Here is a 19978-nt window from a genome sequence, read left to right on the forward strand (position 1 = left end):
GAGGCCCATTAATCAAAAAGCCCCACCTGGGTGGGGCTTTTCAGCGAAGTCTGTTTTTGTCGTCGGTGTATCAGCTGCCATGCGTACCGGTCTGAAATGCCGTAACGGGGACAGAGCAGTGCCAGCGCCTGCCGGTGTGAGCATCCGTCTTTTACATGCTGCTGTAAATCAGCCATAAAACGGGTGTTACGCAGGGCACGTAACGCATGATCGCAACGGGGAATGTAAAACGGAGCACCGCCAAGAAAGCGGATCAGTTTGTTGATTTCGTCTTCGGTCAGCACGTCATGTAACAGGGCATGGACACCGCCGGTGCGTTCGGCGTGTGCGCCGGTTTTACCACTTAACGTCACGCCACCAAAAGAACGAATCAACCGGGTCAGAGCGGGGAAGCCAATCACACTAATCAGTTGCTGCACGGAATCGGGCAGCAGTGCCTGCGCATCGCGAAGATCTGTTTCACTGAAGGTCTGCATGATGGCGTCTCCGGTAGTAACTTACTGTTATTATAGCCATACATGATCGTCTGTACAGACCATAAAAAAACCTCCGCGCCTGCGAAGGTTTTTGTTCATATTATTTTTTATTCTCGTTTATCAACACCAGGTATCCTCTGACATATTCCCATACTTTCTGGTTATCTGTTGGATGCACTTTTCGGCAATCTATGGCTTCATTTCCATAATCGCCAATGTCAGCTTTGGCTTGTGTCAAGAGAATAACCTTCCTGAGAGCGCATCCTCTGATGATATCCTTTGAAATATCATCCCAGCCATTCATGTATGAATAAGCCAGATTACGTTGTGCCTGATAATCGCCCTGTAATGTTTTTTTGATCAAATCTTCCTCTGAATCAGAAGCATGGGATATCCCTGTAAAACATAAAGCCAGAATAAGTAATAACAGTTTTTTCATTTACGTCTCCTTGAATCTTTAACCAGCGCCACCATCACCCCAAAAAGCTGTTCATCCGTCAGCCATTCGATCACATGTTGCTTATACATGTGAGATGCCAGTCCTTCTGCATACGCCCAGGAACGACCGGCATCAGCCAGCAACGCTTCAATTTTGGATAATACCGATTTTCTGCTCATTGCAACACGAGGGCGGCGACCTTTACCGGCGGGGGCCTTGCGCGGAAATCCCTGTTCGTGCATGTATTCCCGGATGATGCGCAGTTCATCGAGGTTGCAGCGTGTGGTGCTGGTTTTACCGGTCAGGCGGGCCAGCGTCTGGCGATAAAGGACATCATCCCACCCCAGATACGCCTGACCGGCTTTAATGGCTCCGATCATCTTTTTCAGCATGTTTGTTATCCTCAAAACGCACGGTAAAACGTGAAACGCCAATTCCTGACAGGAACGTGGCGGCACGATCAAGAGACAGCCACGTCTTGTAATCGCCACGGCGTTCCTGTAGAAAATAGGACACCCCGGCGTGGCGATTCACAGCGAAGAGGTGATACACACCACCGAACCGCTGCACGACGAACTCATCCACGCCACCGCTTTCAGCCTGTTGCCTGAAAGCTGCCATTCCGATTTGTTCAATCTTCATAATGACCAAAACATCACTTTTGGCAGACCAAAACACATGTTTTGGTCTGCATTTGATTACTGTTTAAACAACCCGCGAAATCAGGAACGTCGAGTTACGGTGATGGCTTTCATCGTGTTGTTGCTCCGTGATTCAGAAAATTTCATGCCGGGCCTCAGTATGTGAAATAGACAGTTGCCACGCCGTTATAGTGATCAAACGACACGGCGTTTACCTCATAACTGGCCGGGAGCTTCGAGCCAAGAACGTATCCGGGCCACGTTTTCCATGGAATTTCTCTGCTCTCACTGTCGCCATATACCGTACATCCCAGTGATCCTACAGCTTCATAAGAACGCTTACCGCACGTTATGAACCCCAGATGTTGCTTACTGCCCTTAACAGAAATCGGGAGAGCACTGGCTGATGCGTTAGCAGCATCCCGCTCCTGTTGGCTTGCGATATTCGCAGAGTTTGCAGCAGCTACAGCAGCCGTGGTCGCAGCGGCAGATGCCACAATAACTGCTGAAGCCTGCGTATGTTGGGTAATGGTTAGCAATGCCGCCACAAAAATCATTTTCTTCACCTGGTACCTCCTTTACATACCGTGATTTTTCCTGCGGTTTTGCGCCGCGCTGGGCTTTTTGCAACAACTGTGCCCCATCACCCTGCAACACCCCGTCAATCTCACTCGTCTGTTACTAATCCTCAACCATCGCCAGACATCAAAGCCGTTTCTGCGAGCTAACAGAATTTTTGCCTTACGGTTTTTCATCGTACTGCGTACCCTTTATTCCGCCTGTTCTGTGACGCAGTAGGCTTACGCTTTGCGGCAAAAGCCACCTGACCAAATGGATGGAGTACCGCTATCTTATGGTTGCTAATAACCAGCTCCACCACACGCACAGGTCGCTGTAAAAGAAGTCGTTTTGCTTTACGGTTTTTCATCTCATCCTTCCTCGCTTTTTGCAGTTTCAAACCACGCATCCTGCCCCACAACATCATCACCACATGGTGGTTCAGATTCTGAATAGCGACCGGCCCACCAGTATTTACCATTACGATGCTTTGCTGTGCCGCAACGCTGGCATATGAAAATTGACCCATCACGCTGATAATGATGGATGTGCTCGTTACTCATTGTGCAGCCTCCTGTTTTGCCACTTTAAACGCCCGTAACATCGGAACCGTTTTACCGGTGATGACGGTTTTCATTAAAAGGCCACCGCCACTCTGGTGGCGCACTTCAGGAGCAACAAACAGCGCCGCATCCACAACCCGACAATAGCGACGGAACTCCCAGAACCAGCAGGTAACAATGATTTTTGCGGTGACTCCGTAGTCATAAAATTCAATATTCATTTGCAGTTAAACCTTCTTTTGTGACGTTCTACAGCGGCTTTCATGGCGTTGTGCACGGTTCTTTTAATAATCCGGCGTCCCGCACTGTCATAGAACCGCCACCGGGAAGCCCCCGGATATCCGGGGAACTCAACCACCGCGCTACCGTCATTCATCCTGTATTCGTGGCGTTCTCCGGGCGGCTGGTATATTGCTTCGGTAACACTGAGAAGTTTAAAAGCCATCGTTACACCCTCCCCAGTGTCAGCGGTCTGTTGCTCTGACCATTAACCCCCTGATGCAGTCTGGCGTTTTTCCCGGCGATAAAACCGGCAGTAGCGGCAAACTCTGCACCCCGACACGCTTTAGCCGTGCGCATATCCCCGTCGCGCAGTCCCTTAGTGCTGTGCAGGTTCTTTCTGTAAAGCTCAAGGCGGCTTTTTTCTTCCGGGGAGACGTCATACACCGCAATGACATCACGGGCACCAAAGACCCAGCCTTCGCAGAACTGGTCACCACGGGCCACCCGCGTGGACGGGCCGCAACGTTTGCAGTGTTTATCCTGATATTTCTTGCGCTCTGCCATCATCTGACGGGAAAGCACATCAAACGCGTAGGCCGCAATTTCCGGGCGGCTGTCAGGGCCATAAAAACGAACGTAACGTTTGAGTGAACCAGATGCCCGGTACTCACCGGAGATGTAACACTCGACGCCGAAGGCTTTACAGACCAGGTCACACAGGATGTGCATATAACGCGGCGGTGTACTGGCATCACTCGGCGCACCCGCGCTGACAGCTTCCTGAATGTCGAACAATTCTGCGTCGTTTTCGCTGATACCATGCTGGCGCATATAAGCCTGGGCTTTTGCAATAGCGTTAGCGGCTTCTTCCGGGCTTGATGTTCCTCTGGCAAGGCGTAACAGTTTTTTAATTTTGGCGATGTATTTGCTTTTATTTTCCATAATGAATTTCTCTTATTCAGGCGCAGACCTGTTTACCTGCGCCATAAAAAAACGAAGTCAGAGTTAAAAATCGAAGACGTCAGTTAATTCCCGCTTCAGTGAAACGCACTCAGAATAAAAGCCCTCGCTCTCACCGCACCATCTGACGACTACACAGCCTTTTGATGTGCCGAACTTAAAGAAACTCCATGTCTGATGACCTTCCCCAACATCACATTCTTCGGTAACCACTTCAGCCTCTGTCAGCGGTTCATCTTTCAGGTCGTCAAGGTCTCCGACGATGTCCTCAATCCAGACTTTTTCGCAACCTTCCTGAAAGTGGAAAAATGTAAACACGGTTCCCCATACCCCCCGGGAATAATCACCACGAAAAACAAGTTCATCGTTTTCATTCTTAACTACTTCTTTAAATGTACGCCCAATCATTTCATTGATAACGGTAACACTCATTTTCATTTCTCCAGATTCAGGCGTAAGCCAGCCCCGGCGGGTTTACGCCTGTTTTAAATAACAATTAAAAACAAATTAAATTAATGCGGTGCTTTCAGTGTTTCGACTTTTACGAAATAAGGCTCAACATTAATTTCAACCACACAACCACATTTAAAATCTCTGGCTGGCGCAACAGTTTTCACCACACGACCACAACCAAACACTGCGCTGTCGGTATGTGTAAAACGAGTCCCCACCGGATATAACTGATTAAAGTTCTTCGCGTTCATGAGGCGGCCTCCATCCTTTCAGGTGAGCATTGGCACAGAACTGTGCCCGGTGTTCAGCCCAGATGCGGCGCAGGGTGCTACACGGGCTTTGCGCTGCCTTACGCCACAGCTTTTCAGCCTCGGCATAATCACCGCGTTGTTCTGCTCTGGATGCGCCCAGCGAATACGCTGCGCAACTATTTCCGGCTCTGTACTCTTTGATATCCTGATGCATGTTAAACCCCTGCAATATCCAGCGGGATTGCGCGGTATTCATCAGAATCACCGACGCGCTCATACACGCGGATATAGCTTCTGCTGCCAACCACCTGGACGGCTTCACCAATCAGTTTCATGGCGTTATCCCAGCGTTCCTCCGTAATATCGAGACGACGCAGAGCCAGAACGCGCCCGGTGTTAATGTTGCCTTCCTTGTCCGTGCTGAATGCCTCACTGATGATGGCTTTAATTTCAGGGCGCGCTCCTTCCGTCCAGTCAGCCAGGCAGTCATCAATCAGTGCCTTCGCGGTCTGAATGCGTTCATCAAGCGCGATACGGTCCTGCATAGCGCGCTGAATCTTGTAACGCCCGTCAAAGCTGTAAAGCGTGATATTCCCTTTTTTACCGCCTTTCACAGCGCCGTATTTCTCCGCCGACAGGTCAATAAACGCCTGAATATCACCAAACGCACGCAGTTTCAGTTCACGCAGTGAGGCAGAGGCAGCAATCACCATCTCCACAAGCTCACCGACCAGCTGCTCACGGTCGCGGTCAATATCTTTGATAAGGCTTTCAGGTGTCATTACGCCACGGGCATCCACCCAGTAACCTTCAGGCGCTTGAGTTTTCGTGTATTGCTTAACTTTATTTTCAGTCGTCATAATTAAATTACCTCAGTGATATTTACAGATTAATGTGTGTTATGCGCGCAGGGTTCCACGCCAACAGAAAATAAATCAACGCCGTTAAATTCTTTATTAAGAGTTTGATTCATTACCTCCCATAACCGTTGTCTTACACCGACCTCTTCATCCGTAAATCCTTTTTTATCAATAGCCCCCATACTCCTGACACGAAGCGTGCCGTTTTCATCGGTGTAGATAATTACTTCTAACTTGACCGCCATTCTGATTTCCTCTTATTGCCATACGACGGTGCAGCCGTCGATACAGGACGTTTTCACCACGCGGCGCAGGCCGCTGAATGTCTGGACGATTTCCGTTACCGGCCATACAGGACCACCCACGGGCGGGCAGGCATAAACCACAGGTAAACGGTGATGCTGTCCCGTTACACGACCGCCGGTGGTGTGAATGGCCACACGGGCACGGGAACGGACGGCGTTAATGGTCTGCTTGTCCATCGTCTTATTCTCCATCAGTGAATTAACATTTCTGCGAATTTATCAATGGCCTGCACACTGACCGGCGCATCGCTGATATCACAAATCCGGTACACACCACGCGCCAGTTTGAACAGGCGGCGGGCATTACCCAGCGAACGTGTATAAAGCGCCTCGCTGATTTCCGGTTCTGCTGCTTCCGGCATCAGCCCGGTGGCTATCTGGTTAAAATCTTCCTGCGCCAGCGTATCGCCCAGGTTAAGCGCCAGCGCCACACGGCTGTATAACTGGGCGAACTCACCGCGACGTCCCTTGAGGTTAATCAGAAGGCGTGGCATACCCGCCAGGACAATCCCGATACCCGCTTTGTCATGCAGACGGCGCAGAACCTCCAGTGCGCGATAGGGGAGCAGTTCAGCCTCGTCCACCATCAGCAGGCGACCGGAATCACGCAGTTCTCGCACACATGCATCAATCAGTTCGTGGATATTGCCACGAACCTTAACCCCCAGCTGGCGGCACAGCTCCTCAAGCAGTGTTCTGGCTGTATAGCCCGGGTCGGCTTCAATCAGGACCGCATCCCGGTTTCTGGCGGCGTATTCACGCAGAATCATTGTTTTGCCAAGACCTGCCGCGCCATACAGTACGCAGATTTCACATTCCAGGTGAGCATAGGCCAACACCTCCAGTCCTTTGGCAGCCATACCGGTGGCAACAAATTTCGCTTTAATACGGCGGCTGTTTTCCTTTTCCCGCTCACGGGTCACAAAGGCAGAAATGCGTTCTTCAATATCAGCCATATCGCCCTGATATTTACCCTGTAAATACTGGTTGATAACGGCGCTGCTACGACCAATAGCACGGGCGACGTGGGTTTGCGTATAGCCGCGACGGGCCATTACGTCATTTAATTGCGTAATTAAACTCATAATTAAATACCTTTTAAATTAACGGTTGTTTGTGCCGTTTTTCTTTAAATTGCGTTCGCGTTCAGATGCGAATAAATAAAGTTCTTCTTTTTCCTTTTTCTCCGGGCGTTCCAGTCCATATCCCAGATTAAAGTCAGGCTTCTGCGTAATAGCCGGGGTAAGCTCGCGTTTAGCCTCTTCGATTTTCTGCGTGGCCCGTGCAATGCGGCCCTTGACGCGTTTCTCCAGTTTTTGTTCGATAACTGGTTTAGCGAAGGCATCAACCTTGTTACCGTTCCAGATGGCATCGCAGATATAAGAGCCATCAGCCCGCCGGACAATGACGCTGTTTGCATCATGAATATCGTAACTGACCCTGACTTCATTCCCGTGCTCTGCGGCCAGCTCATATGAGTAATAAATATTGTTGAATAACTGAATTTCCCCGCGAAATGTTTTGCGCGTCACTTCCGGCCTGAACATTTCATGCAGTTCTTCCGGCGACAGGAAATCAATTTCAACATTCTGCTCTTTTATCAGTTTCCGGCGATACGCTGCCGGGCTGTAATGTTCGCCATCCTCTTTGCGGGGAAGGCTGCTGTGTGGCCGGTTGTTATAGCGTCTGACCTCCAGCTCTATGGCTGCCATCAGTTGCTCAAAGGTGGGGATTTCATCCCTCGCCTTAACCTGCCGTTTTGTCAGCTCTTTCCCTTTGTGGGTGGCCTTAATGGCTGACTGCATAATCCGTTGCTGCATCATTACGGTTTCCTTGTCTGCATCCCTTGCGCAGTACGTCCGGAAACTCAGGGCCACATCCCGGGGAATTTCCTTGTTAAGCCTTTCAATCACCCCGCGCCCCTGTGGGTTACCTGGTATCCCCGTGTGATGTTCCACACCCAGACGGGGCAGAATCCCGGTGATATCGGCATCAAGCACCCGGTTTTTTTCGCCGCCCCCGTTATCGGAGTAATAAATCAGCGGTATCCCGTGCTGTGCCATGCCGTAACGCAACGCATCAGCAACAGCTATCACGTTCTCCGACAGGGACAGTGACCAGCCCACAACAAAGCGTTGCCCCGCATCCATAACCAGCGTCACTTCTGGTCGGAAAATATTGCCGGTCAGTGGGTTAAACGCGGTCATTTTCATACAGTGACCATCTCCGACCCATACCGCATTAACCGGTAGCGATGTCCAGTCGCGCCGCACAAAGGGATTGAGCGAACGCCAGGAGGAACCGGTGGAGCGGAAACGCTCCTTAACAATCACCGGGACGTTGCTTAACACCCGTCTTACTGCGTGAACTGAAGGCAGTGCCGCCAGCATTCCCGCATCATCCGCGTGTTTTTCATGCCACCAGGCTGAAAACTCGCGATACGCATATTCAACGGTCGGTCGCTTCCATGAGCGATAGAACATAAAGAAATCGCTCAACCACCAGACCTGCTCCCACGGTGTCCCCTTATGATGACCGGGAGCCAGTAACGCCAGTAACTGATTGGCATCACCGCGCGCCATCACCCAGCTGGAGTACCAGCTATCCAGGCTGCCGGTGCTGACACCGGTTCGCTTTCCCTGACGTGCATTTGCGGTATTTGCCGCTTCAATAATGCGGTCAGGTAACGCCCCCATGCGCACGCCATCAACGATGTGCTTTAACGCGGCCTTCCTTGTCATTCCGGCGTATTCGCGCAGTTTATGCACTTCAGTAGCCAGCAATATCCGCGCATCAGCGATGGCCTTTTGCTTGTCAGTCAGTGCCTGGACTTCGCGTAATGCCAGTTCCGGGCATTTGACCATCACCTCCAGTTCATCGCGAACGGCGACGTTTTTAACTGCCTTCTGCTCAACAACGGCGGGCAGTTGCGTATCTTCCAGGACCTGATGGGTCAGGCGCTTACGTAAAACTTTCTGCGCTTCAGTGGGCAGGCAGTCGATGTGATACTCGAATGCTTTGGTGCCTTCGCGCTTGCGCTTCCATTCCGGGTGCGTCTCTGTGATCCGATTGAGTGTCCAGCGCACCCCCTGAACTGTGCCGGGCAAACCAGGAAGACCGACCAGCTCATTGGCTGAATAAAACATTACGCCGCCTTACTGGCATACCGGCTAGGCCAGATCTCCGCAGGTTCCACACCAATAGCATCGGCTATGATGCGTTCATATTTAGGGCATGAGCGATACAGTGCATTTTTTAAAGAGTCTTTTTTTAGACCAGCGCGTTCAGAAAGTTCACGCAATGTAAAACCTTTGGTGTGCACAGCGGCAACGATGTACTCGCGGTGCCAGTCTTTGTTCATTACTTCATTTCTAACCATCATTAGGTTACCCTTAAAAGTTATCCGTGCGGATAACACCGCCGTGTTATCCCTTCGGATACAAGTATTGATCCATATGTAGCCCATGTAAAGCAAAAATAGCCCTTTCTTTGTATTTTCTTTTTGATTTTGGTCTTTATATGGTTTTTACAATTAAAATCAACTAGTTATAGAGGAAAGAAAAAATGACCAGAAATGATGATGCTTTTTCTTTTGTCGACCGGGGAAAAGAAAGTTTCAGAGAGCGTTTAGTAAAGCTGATAGGTAACCGCAGTGTCAGAACTGCTGCGAGTGATTGGGGAATCCCCCCTTCAACCTTAAACAACTACATTCATAAAGGAACTGAGCCTTCTTTTAAAATAGCTTGCCTTATCTCAGATAAAGAGCAAGTGAGCTTAAATTGGCTCGCTTACGGTAAGGAACCCAACGCCAAAGAAGGTTCTCTATCAAATCAAACAGCGCAGCCTTCTCCCGATATTACAAACGAGCTAGTTAACGAGTTATTGAAAAGAGCGTCCACAGAAGTTAAGGAGCAACTGATAAGTGCAATATGCGATATGGGCATTAAAGGAATCTTGGAACGCCTACAGCAACCCACCAGGCAAGCTACGCAGGCCGACAGCGACCTGGACGAACTGGAGAATGCCATCAGAAGACTAAACATCAGGGAATCGCTTAAAGACACTATTTGCATGGCATTGGCTGGTAATGAAGAAATTGACAAAGAGATTTTGCGCCGCATCGAATCTCATATACGAGCTAGGTCGCCAGGTGGTCAGACCGTTGCCACGCCGGAGCAAGAAACGAAGCCTGTAAACAAGAAATCAGCATAAGCGCCTCGTTTTGGCGGGGCGTGTGCTGTTAGCTAATCAGCAATAACCACAACAAAACCGAACACAACAGATGAGAACAAATTGAGGAAAACGGGCAAGGATAAAACACTTTTTAAAAGCATTTAAAACCCGTTAAGTTTGTAGCAGAACCAGATCAAAAGCGCCCAGAAATGAGCGCAAAAAAAAGCGTTTTTGGTCATTTCTCACAAATCCGCCCAGAATCACACTAAATCACCACACCCCGCGCCACACAAGGCTTGCAGGTTCTACCAGGCTGTACTAACTCCGCCCAGAATTGATCACCACCCCACAAACGAAAACCATCACTGAACAGCGTGCGGAAGTACGTATTTTTGCCGGTAATGATCCGGCTCACACCGCCACAGGCAGCAGCGGGATTTCTCAGGCAACACCGGCACTGACGCCCCTGATGCTGGATGAGTCTACCGGGAAACTGGTGGTCTGGGACGGACAGAAAGCCGGTAGTGCGGCTGGCATACTGGTACTGCCGCTTGAAGGCACAGAGACGGTGCTGACGTATTACAAGTCGGGGACCTTTGCGACGGAGGCAATCCGCTGGCCTGAAAGTGTGGATGAACACAAAAAGGCCAACGCCTTTGTCGGCACAGCCCTGAGTCACGCGGCGCTGCCGTAACACGTTATCAGGCCACCGCGGTGGCCTGACTGATTTCTGAATGAAAGGAACTGATTTATGGGATTGTTTACGACCCGCCAGTTGCTCGGTTATACCGAACAAAAAGTGAAATATCGTGCGCTGTTTCTGGAGCTGTTTTTCCGCCGTACGGTGAATTTCCATACCGAAGAGGTGATGCTGGACAAAATTACCGGAAAAACGCCGGTGGCGGCCTATGTTTCCCCGGTTGTTGAAGGAAAAGTGCTGCGTCATCGTGGTGGTGAAACCCGCGTGTTACGTCCGGGCTACGTCAAGCCGAAACACGAATTTAATTACCAGCAGGCGGTTGAGCGTCTTCCCGGTGAAGATCCGGCTCAGCTGAACGACCCGGCCTACCGTCGTCTGCGTATCATCACAGATAACCTCAAACAGGAAGAGCACGCCATTGTCCAGGTGGAAGAAATGCAGGCGGTGAATGCCGTGCTGTATGGCAAATACACCATGGAAGGAGACCAGTTCGAGAAAATTGAGGTTGATTTTGGACGCTCTGAAGGAAATAACATTGAGCAGGCCGACGGTAAAAAATGGTCTGAGCAGGACCGTGATACGTTTGATCCGACGCATGATATTGACCTTTACTGCGATCAGGCCAGCGGTCTTGTGAATATTGCCATTATGGACGGTACTGTCTGGCGTCTGCTGAATGGCTTTAAGCTTTTCCGCGAAAAACTGGATACCCGTCGCGGCTCAAATTCACAACTCGAAACGGCAGTGAAAGACCTGGGGGCTGTGGTGTCTTTCAAAGGGTATTACGGTGATCTGGCCATTGTGGTGGCAAAAACGTCTTATGTGGCAGAAGACGGTACCGAAAAACGTTATCTGCCGGAGGGTACACTGGTCCTGGGGAATACGGCAGCAGAGGGCATTCGTTGCTATGGTGCCATTCAGGATGCACAGGCGTTGTCCGAAGGTGTGGTGGCCTCTTCCCGTTATCCGAAACACTGGCTGACCGTGGGCGATCCGGCCCGTGAATTTACCATGACGCAGTCCGCACCGCTGATGGTGCTGCCGGATCCGGATGAGTTTGTGGTGGTGCAGGTGAAATAATCCGTGAGCGGGGGCGAAATGCCCCCGTGTCTTTTTTCACAGGGGGCTGATATGGCAACAAAAGAAGAAAATCTGAATCGTCTTCGTCAACTGGCTGGCCTGCTGGGGCGCGAGGCGGATATATCGGGGAGTGCTGCGGATATTGCGCAACGTGTGTCTGAGTGGGAAGAGGAGCTTGCTGCTTCCCGGGAGGGCATTATGCCTGGTGATGAGAGCGGGCCTGAGCAAAATCACACAGACGATGGTGAGCAGTTGCACAACACTGATGCTACGGATGATGTTAAAGCGGTTCGTGTGCGGAAATGCCTGCATGTGATGGGGTATTGCCCGGAGACAGGCCGTCCCGTTGAACTGACGTACCGGGGCATGCGTGTTCTGGTGCCATCACCACTGGCGACAGCCATGATACAGCACGGAACGGCTGAGCATGCGTGATTTTCAGAATGCCTTTGATGCTGCCCTTGCCGGGGTGGACAGCACGATTGTTGAAGTGATGGGGCTCTGTGCGCAGTTCACCTCGGGGGCACAGTGTGGCAGCGAAGTTCAGGGGGTTTTTGACGATCCGGAATCGCTGGGGTTTGCCGGTAGCGGGGTCCGTATTGAAGGAAGCTGCCCGTCATTATTTGTACGGACGGATACGGTTCGTGCTGTGCGGCGTGGTGACACGCTGACCATTAATGGTGAGACATTCTGGGTGGATCGTGTTTCTCCGGATGACGGGGGCAGTTGTTATCTCTGGCTCAACCGTGGGCAACCACCGGCAGTTAACCGGCGACGATAAACGCAGGGTGAATTATGGCGATAAAAGGGCTTGATCAGGCGATTGAAAATCTGAGCCGGGTTCGTAAAAACGCCATTCCGGCGGCTTCAGCAATGGCCATTAACCGCGTGGCCACAACGGCGATTAATCAGTCTTCGTCACAGGTTGCCCGGGAGACCAGGGTGAGCCGGAAACTGGTAAAGGAACGGTCCAGACTGAAACGGGCCACGGTCAGAAATCCGAATGCCAAAATTATCGTTAAACGCGGTGATCTCCCGGTGATTAAGCTGGGGATCAGGATGCTGGGCCGTCGTCCGAACAGCATACTCAAAGCCGGTCAGCATCGTTATCAGCGGGCATTTATTCAGCGATTAAAAAATGGTCGCTGGCATGTAATGCAGCGTGTGGCCGGGAAAAACCGTTACCCCATTGATGTGGTGAAAATCCCGATGGCGGCCCCACTGAAACAGGCGTTTGATGAAAACGTTGACCGTATCCGGCGTGAACGCCTGCCCGGAGAACTGGCATATGCGCTGAAACAACAACTGAGGATTGCGATAAAACGATGAAACATACTGATATCCGTGCTGCAGTGCTGGATGCACTGGAGCAGCATGAACACGGGGCGACGCTGTTTGATGGTCGCCCCGTTGTTTTTGACGAAGAGGATTTTCCCGCGGTCGCGGTTTATCTGACGGATGCAGAGTATACCGGTGAAGAGCTGGATGCAGATACCTGGCGGGCCACACTGCATATTGAGGTGTTTTTACCGGCACAGGTACCGGATTCAGAGCTTGATCAGTGGATGGAAAGCCGGATTTACCCGGCGATGGCGGCGATCCCTGCACTGGCAGGCATGATTACCACGATGGTTACGCAGGGCTATGACTATCGTCGTGATGACGATATGGCATTGTGGAGTTCTGCAGATCTGACTTATTCCATTACATACGAGATGTGAGGACGATATGGCAACACCAAATCCCCTGGCGCCGGTAAAAGGTGCCGGTACCACACTGTGGGTTTACACCGGCACGGGTGATGCTTATGCAAACCCGTTGTCAGACGATGACTGGCAGCGACTGGCTAAGGTGAAGGATCTGACACCCGGCGAGATGACGGCAGAATCCTACGATGATAACTACCTGGATGATGAAGACGCGGACTGGACCGCGACCGGGCAGGGACAGAAATCTGCGGGTGATACCAGTTTTACGCTGGCCTGGAAACCGGGAGAGGAAGGCCAGAAAGGGCTTATAGGCTGGTTTGAAAGCGGCGATGTCCGGGCCTATAAAATCCGTTTTCCGAATGGCACGGTGGATGTGTTTCGTGGCTGGGTCAGCAGTATCGGTAAGGCCGTGACGGCGAAAGAAGTGATCACCCGAACAGTGAAAGTTACCAACGTGGGCAAACCCTCCGTGGCGGAAGAACGCAGCGAAATTACGCCGGTCACTGCAATTAAGGTGACGCCGACATCCGGTACTGTGGAAAAAGGGAAAGCAACCACCCTGACTGTTTCTTTTGAGCCGGAAAGTGCAACCGACAAGACGTTCAGAGCGGTTTCCGCCGATCCGTCAACGGGAACCATTGCTGTGAAAGATATGGTGATCACTGTGACGGGGGTTAAGGCTGGAAAAGTGAGTATCCCCGTGATTTCCGGTAATGGTCAGTTTGCCACGGTAGCTGAAGTCACCGTTACTGAAGCGGGCGCTGCAGGGTAAACGGAGGTAATACATGTTTCTGAAAACAGAAGAATTTGAATATAACGGTGTGTCCGTCACCCTTTCCGAACTGTCTGCGCTGCAGCGTATAGAGCATCTTGCCCTCCTGAAACGGCGGGCAGAAGAGTCTGAAGCCAGCGGCAACCTGCAGGTGAGCGTGGAAGACCTTGTCAGAACCGGGGCGTTTCTGGTGGCGATGTCCCTGTGGCATAACCATCCGCAGAAAACGGAGTCACCGTCAATGAATGAGGCTGTGATGCAGATTGAGCAGGAAGTCCTGACCACCTGGCCTGCTGATGCCATTGCCCGGGCGGAAGACGTGGTGTTGCGTCTGTCCGGGATGAGTGAGCCTGTTCATGTGGATACGGATATCACCGAAGTGGCGAAAAATAATGCGCTTACTGATGATGATTTTTCTGCGGGAAAGTCTTCGACGGCGAGCTGAATTTTGCCCTCAGACTGGCGCGTGAGATGGGGAGGCCTGACTGGCGCGCCATGCTTGCCGGGATGACATCCACCGAATATGCCGACTGGCGACATTTTTACCGCACGCATTATTTTCACGATACCCAGCTGGATATGCATTTTTCCGGGCTGACGTACACCGTACTCAGCCTGTTTTTTTGCGATCCGGATATGTATCCCTCGGACTTCAGTCTGCTTGCCCCCCGGCGTGAGGAAGAGCAGACGGAGATGGCGGATGAGGAAAAAATGCTGATGCAGAAAGCGGCAGGACTTGCCGGAGGCATCCGGTTTGGTGGGGAAGGAGGGGGCGATATTTCACCTTCTGCGGATGTGGTGGATGTCAGTGAGGATGATGTCGCATTAATGATGGCTTCAGCGGGGATTCCTGGAGGTGTGAGATATGTCCCAGCCGGTTGGTGATCTTGTTATTGACCTGAGTCTGGATGCGGTCCGTTTCGATGAGCAGATAAGCCGGGTAAGGCGTCATTTTTCAGGACTGGATACCGACGCCAGAAAAACCGCCAGTGCTGTTGAACAGGGCCTGAGCCGTCAGGCGCTGGCTGCACAAAAAGCCGGGATTTCCGTCGGGCAGTATAAAGCGGCCATGCGTACCCTGCCTGCACAGTTTACGGATATCGCCACGCAGCTTGCCGGTGGTCAGAATCCCTGGCTTATTCTGCTGCAACAGGGCGGTCAGGTGAAGGACGCCTTCGGCGGGATGCTCCCCATGTTCAGGGGGCTTGCCGGTGCGATCACCCTGCCGATGGTCGGGGTCACCTCGCTGGCGGTGGCGACAGGTGCGCTGGCGTATGCCTGGTACCAGGGGGATTCCACGCTTTCAGCGTTTAATAAAACCCTGGTTCTTTCCGGTAATCAGTCCGGACTGACTGCCGATCGCATGCTGACGCTCTCCAGAGCCGGACAGGCAGCAGGGCTGACGTTTAACCAGGCGAGTGAGTCACTGGCAGCCCTGGTGAATGCCGGTGTGCGTGGTGGTGAACAGTTTGATGCCATCAACCAGAGTGTGGCGCGTTTTGCTTCTGTATCCGGTGTGGAAGTGGACAAGGTTGCAGAGGCTTTTGGAAAGCTGACCACCGACCCGACGTCGGGACTGATGGCTATGGCGCGCCAGTTCCGTAACGTGACGGCAGAGCAGATTGCGTATGTTGCGCAGCTGCAGCGTTCGGGTGATGAGGCAGGGGCCTTACAGGCGGCGAACGATATCGCCACAAAAGGCTTTGATGAGCAGACCCGTCGCCTGAAAGAAAACATGGGGACGCTGGAAACCTGGGCGGATAAAACCGGGAAGGCATTCAAATTGATGTGGGATGCCATCCTGGATATCGGTCGTCCTGAATCCTCAGCGGATATGCTCGCCAGTGCGCAGAAGGCATTTGATGAGGCGGATAAAAAATGGCAGTGGTACCAGAGCCGGAGTCAGCGCCGGGGAAAGACCTCCTCTTTCCGTGCCAACCTTCAGGGTGCATGGGATGACCGTGAAAATGCCCGTCTGGGGCTGGCGGCAGCCACGCTGCAGTCGGATATGGAAAAAGCCGGTGAACTGGTGGCAAGGGACCGGGCTGAGCGTGAGGCGTCACAGCTGAAGTATACCGGAGAGGCGCAGAAGGCGTATGAGCGCCTGCTGACGCCACTGGAGAAATATACTGACCGGCAGGAAGAGCTGAATAATGCCCTGAAAGACGGGAAAATCCTGCAGGCGGATTACAACACGCTGATGGCGGCGGCGAAAAAGGATTATGAATCGACGCTGAAAAAACCGAAGTCGTCAGGTGTCAAAGTGTCAGCCGGGGAGCGTCAGGAAGACCGGGCGCATGCAGCCCTGCTGACGCTTCAGGCAGAACTCCGGACGCTGGAGAAGCATGCCGGAGCGAATGAGAAAATCAGCCAGCAGCGCCGGGATTTGTGGAAGGCGGAGAGTCAGTTCGCGGTACTGGAGGAGGCGGCGCAACGTCGCCAGCTGTCTGCACAGGAGAAATCCCTGCTGGCGCATAAAGATGAGACGCTGGAGTATAAACGCCAGCTGGCTGCACTTGGCGACAAGGTTACGTATCAGGAGCGCCTGAACGCGCTGGCGCAGCAGGCGGATAAATTCGCACAGCAGCAACGGGCAAAACGGGCCGCTATTGATGCGAAAAGCCGGGGGCTGACTGACCGGCAGGCAGAACGGGAAGCCACAGAACAGCGCCTGAAGGAACAGTATGGCGATAATTCTCTGGCGCTGAATAACGTCATGTCAGAGCAGAAAAAGACCTGGGCGGCTGAAGACCAGCTTCGCGGGAGCTGGATGGCAGGCCTGAAGTCCGGCTGGAGTGAGTGGGAAGAGAGCGCCACGGACAGTATGTCGCAGGTTAAAAGTGCAGCCACGCAGACCTTTGATGGTATTGCGCAGAATATGGCGGCGATGCTGACCGGCAGTGAGCAGAACTGGCGCAGCTTCACCCGTTCCGTGCTGTCCATGATGACAGAAATTCTGCTTAAGCAGGCAATGGTGGGGATTGTCGGGAGTATCGGCAGCGCCATTGGCGGGGCTGTTGGTGGCGGCGCATCCGCGTCAGGCGGTACAGCCATTCAGGCCGCTGCGGCGAAATTCCATTTTGCAACCGGAGGATTTACGGGAACCGGCGGCAAATATGAGCCAGCGGGGATTGTTCACCGTGGTGAATTTGTCTTCACGAAGGAGGCAACCAGCCGGATTGGCGTGGGGAATCTCTACCGGCTGATGCGCGGCTATGCCACCGGTGGTTATGTCGGTACACCGGGCAGTCTGGCTGACAGCCGGTCGCAGGCGTCCGGGACGTTTGAGCAGAATAACCATGTGGTGATTAACAACGACGGCACGAACGGGCAGATAGGTCCGGCTGCTCTGAAGGCGGTGTATGACATGGCCCGCAAGGGTGCCCGTGATGAAATTCAGACACAGATGCGTGATGGTGGCCTGTTCTCCGGAGGTGGACGATGAAAACCTTCCGCTGGAAAGTGAAACCCGGTATGGATGTGGCTTCGGCCCCTTCTGTAAGAAAGGTGCGCTTTGGTGATGGCTATTCCCAGCGAGCGCCTGCCGGGCTGAATGCCGACCTGAAAACGTACAGTGTGACGCTTTCCGTGACCCGGGAGGAGGCCCGGCATCTGGAGTCGTTTCTGGCAGAGCACGGGGGCTGGAAGGCCTTTCTGTGGACGCCGCCTTATGCATACCGGCAGATAAAGGTGACCTGCGCAAAATGGTCGTCGCGGGTCAGTATGCTGCGTGTTGAGTTCAGTGCAGAGTTTGAACAGGTGGTGAACTGATGCAGGATATCCGGCAGGAAACACTGAATGAATGCACCCGTGCGGAGCAGTCGGCCAGCGTGGTGCTTTGGGAAATCGATCTGACAGAGGTCGGTGGAGAACGTTATTTTTTCTGTAATGAGCAGAACGAAAAAGGTGAGCCGGTCACCTGGCAGGGGCGACAGTATCAGGCGTATCCCATTCAGGGGAGCGGTTTTGAACTGAATGGCAAAGGCACCAGTACGCGCCCCACGCTGACGGTTTCTAACCTGTACGGTATGGTCACCGGGATGGCGGAAGATCTGCAGAGTCTGGTCGGCGGAACGGTGGTCCGGCGTAAGGTTTACGCCCGTTTTCTGGATGCGGTGAACTTCGTCAACGGAAACAGTGACGCCGATCCGGAGCAGGAGGTGATCAGCCGCTGGCGCATTGAGCAGTGCAGCGAACTGAGCGCGGTGAGTGCCTCTTTTGTACTGTCCACGCCGACGGAAACGGACGGCGCTGTTTTTCCGGGACGTATCATGCTGGCCAACACCTGCACCTGGACCTATCGCGGTGACGAGTGCGGTTATCACGGTCCGGCTGTCGCGGATGAATATGACCAGCCGACGTCCGATATCACGAAAGATAAATGCAGCAAATGCCTGAGTGGCTGTAAGTTTCGCAATAACGTCGGCAACTTTGGCGGCTTCCTTTCCATTAACAAACTTTCGCAGTAAATCCCATTTTATGACACAGACTGAATCAGCGATTCTGGCGCACGCCCGGCGGTGTTCGCCTGCGGAATCGTGCGGCTTCGTGGTGAGAACGCCGGAGGGAGACAGGTATCTTCCCTGCGTGAATATCTCCGGTGAGCCGGAGGCGTATTTCCGGATGTCGCCGGAGGACTGGCTGCGGGCAGAAATGCAGGGTGAGATTGTAGCGCTGGTCCACAGCCACCCCGGTGGACTGCCCTGGCTGAGTGAGGCCGACAGGCGGCTGCAGGTGCAGAGTGATTTGCCGTGGTGGCTGGTCTGCCGGGGGGCGATTCACAAGTTCCGCTGTGTGCCACATCTTACCGGGCGACGCTTTGAGCACGGGGTGACGGACTGTTACACGCTGTTCCGGGATGCTTACCATCTGGCGGGGATTGAGATGCCGGATTTTCATCGCGGGGATGACTGGTGGCGTAACGGCCAGAATCTCTATCTGGATAATCTGGAGGCCACAGGGCTGTATCAGGTGCCGTTGTCAGCGGCGCAGCCGGGCGATGTGCTGCTGTGCTGTTTTGGTTCATCTGTGCCGAATCATGCCGCCATTTACTGTGGTGACGGCGAGCTGCTGCACCATATTCCTGAACAACTGAGCAAACGAGAGAGGTATACCGACAAATGGCAGCGACGCACACACTCCCTCTGGCGTCACCGGGCATGGCACGCATCTGCCTTTACGGGGATTTGCAACGATTTGGCCGCCGCATCGACCTTCGTGTGAAAACGGGAGCCGAAGCCATCCGGGCGCTGGCCACGCAGCTACCGTCGTTTCGCCAGAAACTGAATGAGGGCTGGTATCAGGTGCGCATTGCCGGGCGTGATGCAGGCGAAAACGAATTATCTGCCCGTCTTAATGAGCCGCTGGCAAATGGTGCCGTGATCCACATCGTACCGCGTCTGGCGGGTGCCAAAAGTGGCGGTGTTTTTCAGGCAGTGCTGGGTGCGGCGCTGATTGCTACGGCAATCTGGATGCCGGGAATCAGTATCGCTTTCAGTGACATTCTCTTTTCTATGGGGGCAGCGATGACGCTTGGTGGTGTTGCACAGATGCTGGCCCCTAAACCCAAAACTCCACGTACACAGACAACGGATAACGGCAAACAGAACACCTATTTCTCCTCGCTGGATAACATGGTTGCCCAGGGCAATGTCCTGCCTGTTCTGTACGGTGAAATGCGCGTGGGGTCACGTGTGGCATCTCAGGAGATCAGCACGGCAGATGAAGGGGATGGTGGTCAGGTTGTGGTAATTGGGCGGTAATATTATTTACTCATGTTCTAACTGATTTAATATTTATATCGAATACTGATAATT

Annotated in this window: 34 protein-coding genes; 15 read left to right on the plus strand and 19 right to left on the minus strand. The window is 52.8% G+C overall.

Features of this window, described 5'->3' with window-relative positions:
• Nucleotides 1-8: 8 nt before the first annotated feature.
• The 19 genes from QUE74_RS09200 to QUE74_RS09285 form a co-directional block, all read right to left on the minus strand.
• Entirely contained in the window at nucleotides 9-476 is a 468-nt protein-coding gene (locus QUE74_RS09200) for a Mor transcription activator family protein (RefSeq protein ID WP_001192995.1), read from the minus strand.
• 100 nt (nucleotides 477-576) lie between these two features.
• Nucleotides 577-915: a hypothetical protein gene (locus QUE74_RS09205; protein WP_000734972.1), complete on the minus strand. Its 339-nt coding sequence runs from the start codon at nucleotides 913-915 to the stop codon at nucleotides 577-579.
• Nucleotides 912-1307 carry a gp16 family protein gene (locus tag QUE74_RS09210; protein ID WP_097456918.1) on the minus strand — a complete coding sequence of 132 codons (396 nt, stop codon included), beginning with the start codon at nucleotides 1305-1307 and terminating at the stop codon, nucleotides 912-914. The genes QUE74_RS09205 and QUE74_RS09210 overlap by 4 nt, the downstream gene beginning before the upstream one ends.
• On the minus strand, nucleotides 1279-1557 hold the full coding sequence (locus QUE74_RS09215; protein ID WP_168997932.1) for a hypothetical protein: 279 nt from the start codon (nucleotides 1555-1557) through the stop codon (nucleotides 1279-1281). The genes QUE74_RS09210 and QUE74_RS09215 overlap by 29 nt, the downstream gene beginning before the upstream one ends.
• Before the next feature lie 154 nt (nucleotides 1558-1711).
• Nucleotides 1712-2122, minus strand: coding sequence for a hypothetical protein (locus QUE74_RS09220; protein WP_029392800.1), 411 nt, complete (start codon nucleotides 2120-2122; stop codon nucleotides 1712-1714).
• Between the two features lie 12 nt (nucleotides 2123-2134).
• Entirely contained in the window at nucleotides 2135-2311 is a 177-nt protein-coding gene (locus QUE74_RS29575; RefSeq protein WP_404856076.1) for a hypothetical protein, read from the minus strand.
• Nucleotides 2308-2643, minus strand: coding sequence for a hypothetical protein (locus tag QUE74_RS09225; RefSeq protein ID WP_166738691.1), 336 nt, complete (start codon nucleotides 2641-2643; stop codon nucleotides 2308-2310). The genes QUE74_RS29575 and QUE74_RS09225 overlap by 4 nt, the downstream gene beginning before the upstream one ends.
• 30 nt (nucleotides 2644-2673) lie before the next feature.
• Nucleotides 2674-2898, minus strand: coding sequence for a hypothetical protein (locus QUE74_RS09230; protein WP_021564517.1), 225 nt, complete (start codon nucleotides 2896-2898; stop codon nucleotides 2674-2676).
• Nucleotides 2895-3122 (minus strand): hypothetical protein, encoded by a 228-nt coding sequence (locus tag QUE74_RS09235; RefSeq protein ID WP_073521068.1) that lies wholly within the window; start codon nucleotides 3120-3122, stop codon nucleotides 2895-2897. The genes QUE74_RS09230 and QUE74_RS09235 overlap by 4 nt, the downstream gene beginning before the upstream one ends.
• Nucleotides 3123-3124: 2 nt before the next feature.
• Entirely contained in the window at nucleotides 3125-3841 is a 717-nt protein-coding gene (locus QUE74_RS09240) for a DUF2786 domain-containing protein (protein ID WP_286331982.1), read from the minus strand.
• A 63-nt stretch (nucleotides 3842-3904) separates the two neighbouring features.
• Nucleotides 3905-4291, minus strand: coding sequence for a DUF7448 domain-containing protein (locus QUE74_RS09245; RefSeq protein WP_021564515.1), 387 nt, complete (start codon nucleotides 4289-4291; stop codon nucleotides 3905-3907).
• 80 nt (nucleotides 4292-4371) lie between these two features.
• Nucleotides 4372-4563, minus strand: coding sequence for a hypothetical protein (locus tag QUE74_RS09250; protein ID WP_012904652.1), 192 nt, complete (start codon nucleotides 4561-4563; stop codon nucleotides 4372-4374).
• Nucleotides 4544-4777 (minus strand): ANR family transcriptional regulator, encoded by a 234-nt coding sequence (locus QUE74_RS09255; protein WP_086217544.1) that lies wholly within the window; start codon nucleotides 4775-4777, stop codon nucleotides 4544-4546. Before QUE74_RS09255 ends, QUE74_RS09250 begins: the two co-directional genes overlap by 20 nt.
• 1 nt (nucleotide 4778) lies before the next feature.
• Nucleotides 4779-5423, minus strand: a complete 645-nt coding sequence (locus QUE74_RS09260; RefSeq protein WP_000206137.1) for a DUF3164 family protein — start codon at nucleotides 5421-5423, stop codon at nucleotides 4779-4781.
• A gap of 29 nt (nucleotides 5424-5452) precedes the next feature.
• Nucleotides 5453-5668: a hypothetical protein gene (locus QUE74_RS09265; protein ID WP_000279302.1), complete on the minus strand. Its 216-nt coding sequence runs from the start codon at nucleotides 5666-5668 to the stop codon at nucleotides 5453-5455.
• Nucleotides 5669-5680: 12 nt separating this feature from the next.
• On the minus strand, nucleotides 5681-5905 hold the full coding sequence (locus QUE74_RS09270; RefSeq protein WP_000361029.1) for a hypothetical protein: 225 nt from the start codon (nucleotides 5903-5905) through the stop codon (nucleotides 5681-5683).
• Between the two features lie 14 nt (nucleotides 5906-5919).
• Nucleotides 5920-6813 (minus strand): AAA family ATPase, encoded by an 894-nt coding sequence (locus QUE74_RS09275; protein ID WP_021564510.1) that lies wholly within the window; start codon nucleotides 6811-6813, stop codon nucleotides 5920-5922.
• Nucleotides 6814-6831: 18 nt separating this feature from the next.
• Entirely contained in the window at nucleotides 6832-8874 is a 2043-nt protein-coding gene (locus QUE74_RS09280) for a Mu transposase C-terminal domain-containing protein (RefSeq protein ID WP_286331988.1), read from the minus strand.
• Nucleotides 8874-9110 carry a helix-turn-helix domain-containing protein gene (locus tag QUE74_RS09285; RefSeq protein ID WP_000989761.1) on the minus strand — a complete coding sequence of 79 codons (237 nt, stop codon included), beginning with the start codon at nucleotides 9108-9110 and terminating at the stop codon, nucleotides 8874-8876. The genes QUE74_RS09280 and QUE74_RS09285 overlap by 1 nt, the downstream gene beginning before the upstream one ends.
• Before the next feature lie 182 nt (nucleotides 9111-9292).
• On the opposite strand from QUE74_RS09285, the gene QUE74_RS09290 reads away from it, so the two are divergent.
• The 15 genes from QUE74_RS09290 (at nucleotide 9293) to QUE74_RS09360 (ending at nucleotide 19924) form a co-directional block, all read left to right on the plus strand.
• Complete coding sequence (locus tag QUE74_RS09290; RefSeq protein WP_286331990.1) at nucleotides 9293-9940, plus strand: helix-turn-helix domain-containing protein; 648 nt, start codon at nucleotides 9293-9295, stop codon at nucleotides 9938-9940.
• 298 nt (nucleotides 9941-10238) lie between these two features.
• On the plus strand, nucleotides 10239-10595 hold the full coding sequence (locus QUE74_RS09295; RefSeq protein ID WP_286332220.1) for a head decoration protein: 357 nt from the start codon (nucleotides 10239-10241) through the stop codon (nucleotides 10593-10595).
• Between the two features lie 57 nt (nucleotides 10596-10652).
• Nucleotides 10653-11681 carry a major capsid protein gene (locus tag QUE74_RS09300; protein ID WP_000522660.1) on the plus strand — a complete coding sequence of 343 codons (1029 nt, stop codon included), beginning with the start codon at nucleotides 10653-10655 and terminating at the stop codon, nucleotides 11679-11681.
• Between the two features lie 51 nt (nucleotides 11682-11732).
• Nucleotides 11733-12116: a DNA-packaging protein FI gene (gene gpFI / locus QUE74_RS09305; protein ID WP_001355131.1), complete on the plus strand. Its 384-nt coding sequence runs from the start codon at nucleotides 11733-11735 to the stop codon at nucleotides 12114-12116.
• Entirely contained in the window at nucleotides 12109-12462 is a 354-nt protein-coding gene (locus QUE74_RS09310) for a head-tail joining protein (RefSeq protein ID WP_001204560.1), read from the plus strand. Before gpFI ends, QUE74_RS09310 begins: the two co-directional genes overlap by 8 nt.
• A gap of 14 nt (nucleotides 12463-12476) precedes the next feature.
• A complete protein-coding gene (locus tag QUE74_RS09315) occupies nucleotides 12477-13010 on the plus strand; it encodes a phage tail protein (protein ID WP_000975024.1) in 534 nt (177 codons plus the stop codon).
• A complete protein-coding gene (locus QUE74_RS09320) occupies nucleotides 13007-13402 on the plus strand; it encodes a phage minor tail U family protein (protein ID WP_000683087.1) in 396 nt (131 codons plus the stop codon). Before QUE74_RS09315 ends, QUE74_RS09320 begins: the two co-directional genes overlap by 4 nt.
• 7 nt (nucleotides 13403-13409) lie before the next feature.
• Nucleotides 13410-14162: a phage tail protein gene (locus QUE74_RS09325; protein ID WP_000235024.1), complete on the plus strand. Its 753-nt coding sequence runs from the start codon at nucleotides 13410-13412 to the stop codon at nucleotides 14160-14162.
• A gap of 13 nt (nucleotides 14163-14175) precedes the next feature.
• Nucleotides 14176-14607 (plus strand): phage tail assembly chaperone G, encoded by a 432-nt coding sequence (gene gpG, locus QUE74_RS09330; RefSeq protein WP_000479033.1) that lies wholly within the window; start codon nucleotides 14176-14178, stop codon nucleotides 14605-14607.
• Between the two features lie 26 nt (nucleotides 14608-14633).
• Entirely contained in the window at nucleotides 14634-15047 is a 414-nt protein-coding gene (locus tag QUE74_RS09335) for a phage tail assembly protein T (protein WP_000533421.1), read from the plus strand.
• On the plus strand, nucleotides 15028-17607 hold the full coding sequence (locus QUE74_RS09340; RefSeq protein WP_286331993.1) for a phage tail tape measure protein: 2580 nt from the start codon (nucleotides 15028-15030) through the stop codon (nucleotides 17605-17607). The genes QUE74_RS09335 and QUE74_RS09340 overlap by 20 nt, the downstream gene beginning before the upstream one ends.
• Complete coding sequence (locus tag QUE74_RS09345) at nucleotides 17604-17933, plus strand: phage tail protein (RefSeq protein ID WP_000847337.1); 330 nt, start codon at nucleotides 17604-17606, stop codon at nucleotides 17931-17933. The genes QUE74_RS09340 and QUE74_RS09345 overlap by 4 nt, the downstream gene beginning before the upstream one ends.
• Nucleotides 17933-18631, plus strand: coding sequence for a phage minor tail protein L (locus QUE74_RS09350; protein ID WP_001152535.1), 699 nt, complete (start codon nucleotides 17933-17935; stop codon nucleotides 18629-18631). Before QUE74_RS09345 ends, QUE74_RS09350 begins: the two co-directional genes overlap by 1 nt.
• A 10-nt stretch (nucleotides 18632-18641) precedes the next feature.
• Nucleotides 18642-19385, plus strand: a complete 744-nt coding sequence (locus tag QUE74_RS09355) for a C40 family peptidase (RefSeq protein ID WP_032287410.1) — start codon at nucleotides 18642-18644, stop codon at nucleotides 19383-19385.
• Nucleotides 19349-19924, plus strand: a complete 576-nt coding sequence (locus QUE74_RS09360; protein ID WP_236927366.1) for a tail assembly protein — start codon at nucleotides 19349-19351, stop codon at nucleotides 19922-19924. The genes QUE74_RS09355 and QUE74_RS09360 overlap by 37 nt, the downstream gene beginning before the upstream one ends.
• The last annotated feature ends 54 nt before the right edge of the window (nucleotides 19925-19978 follow it).

The sequence above is a fragment of the Escherichia sp. 10290 genome (genome assembly GCF_030295155.1).
In the GTDB taxonomy this organism is placed as follows: domain Bacteria; phylum Pseudomonadota; class Gammaproteobacteria; order Enterobacterales; family Enterobacteriaceae; genus Escherichia; species Escherichia coli_F.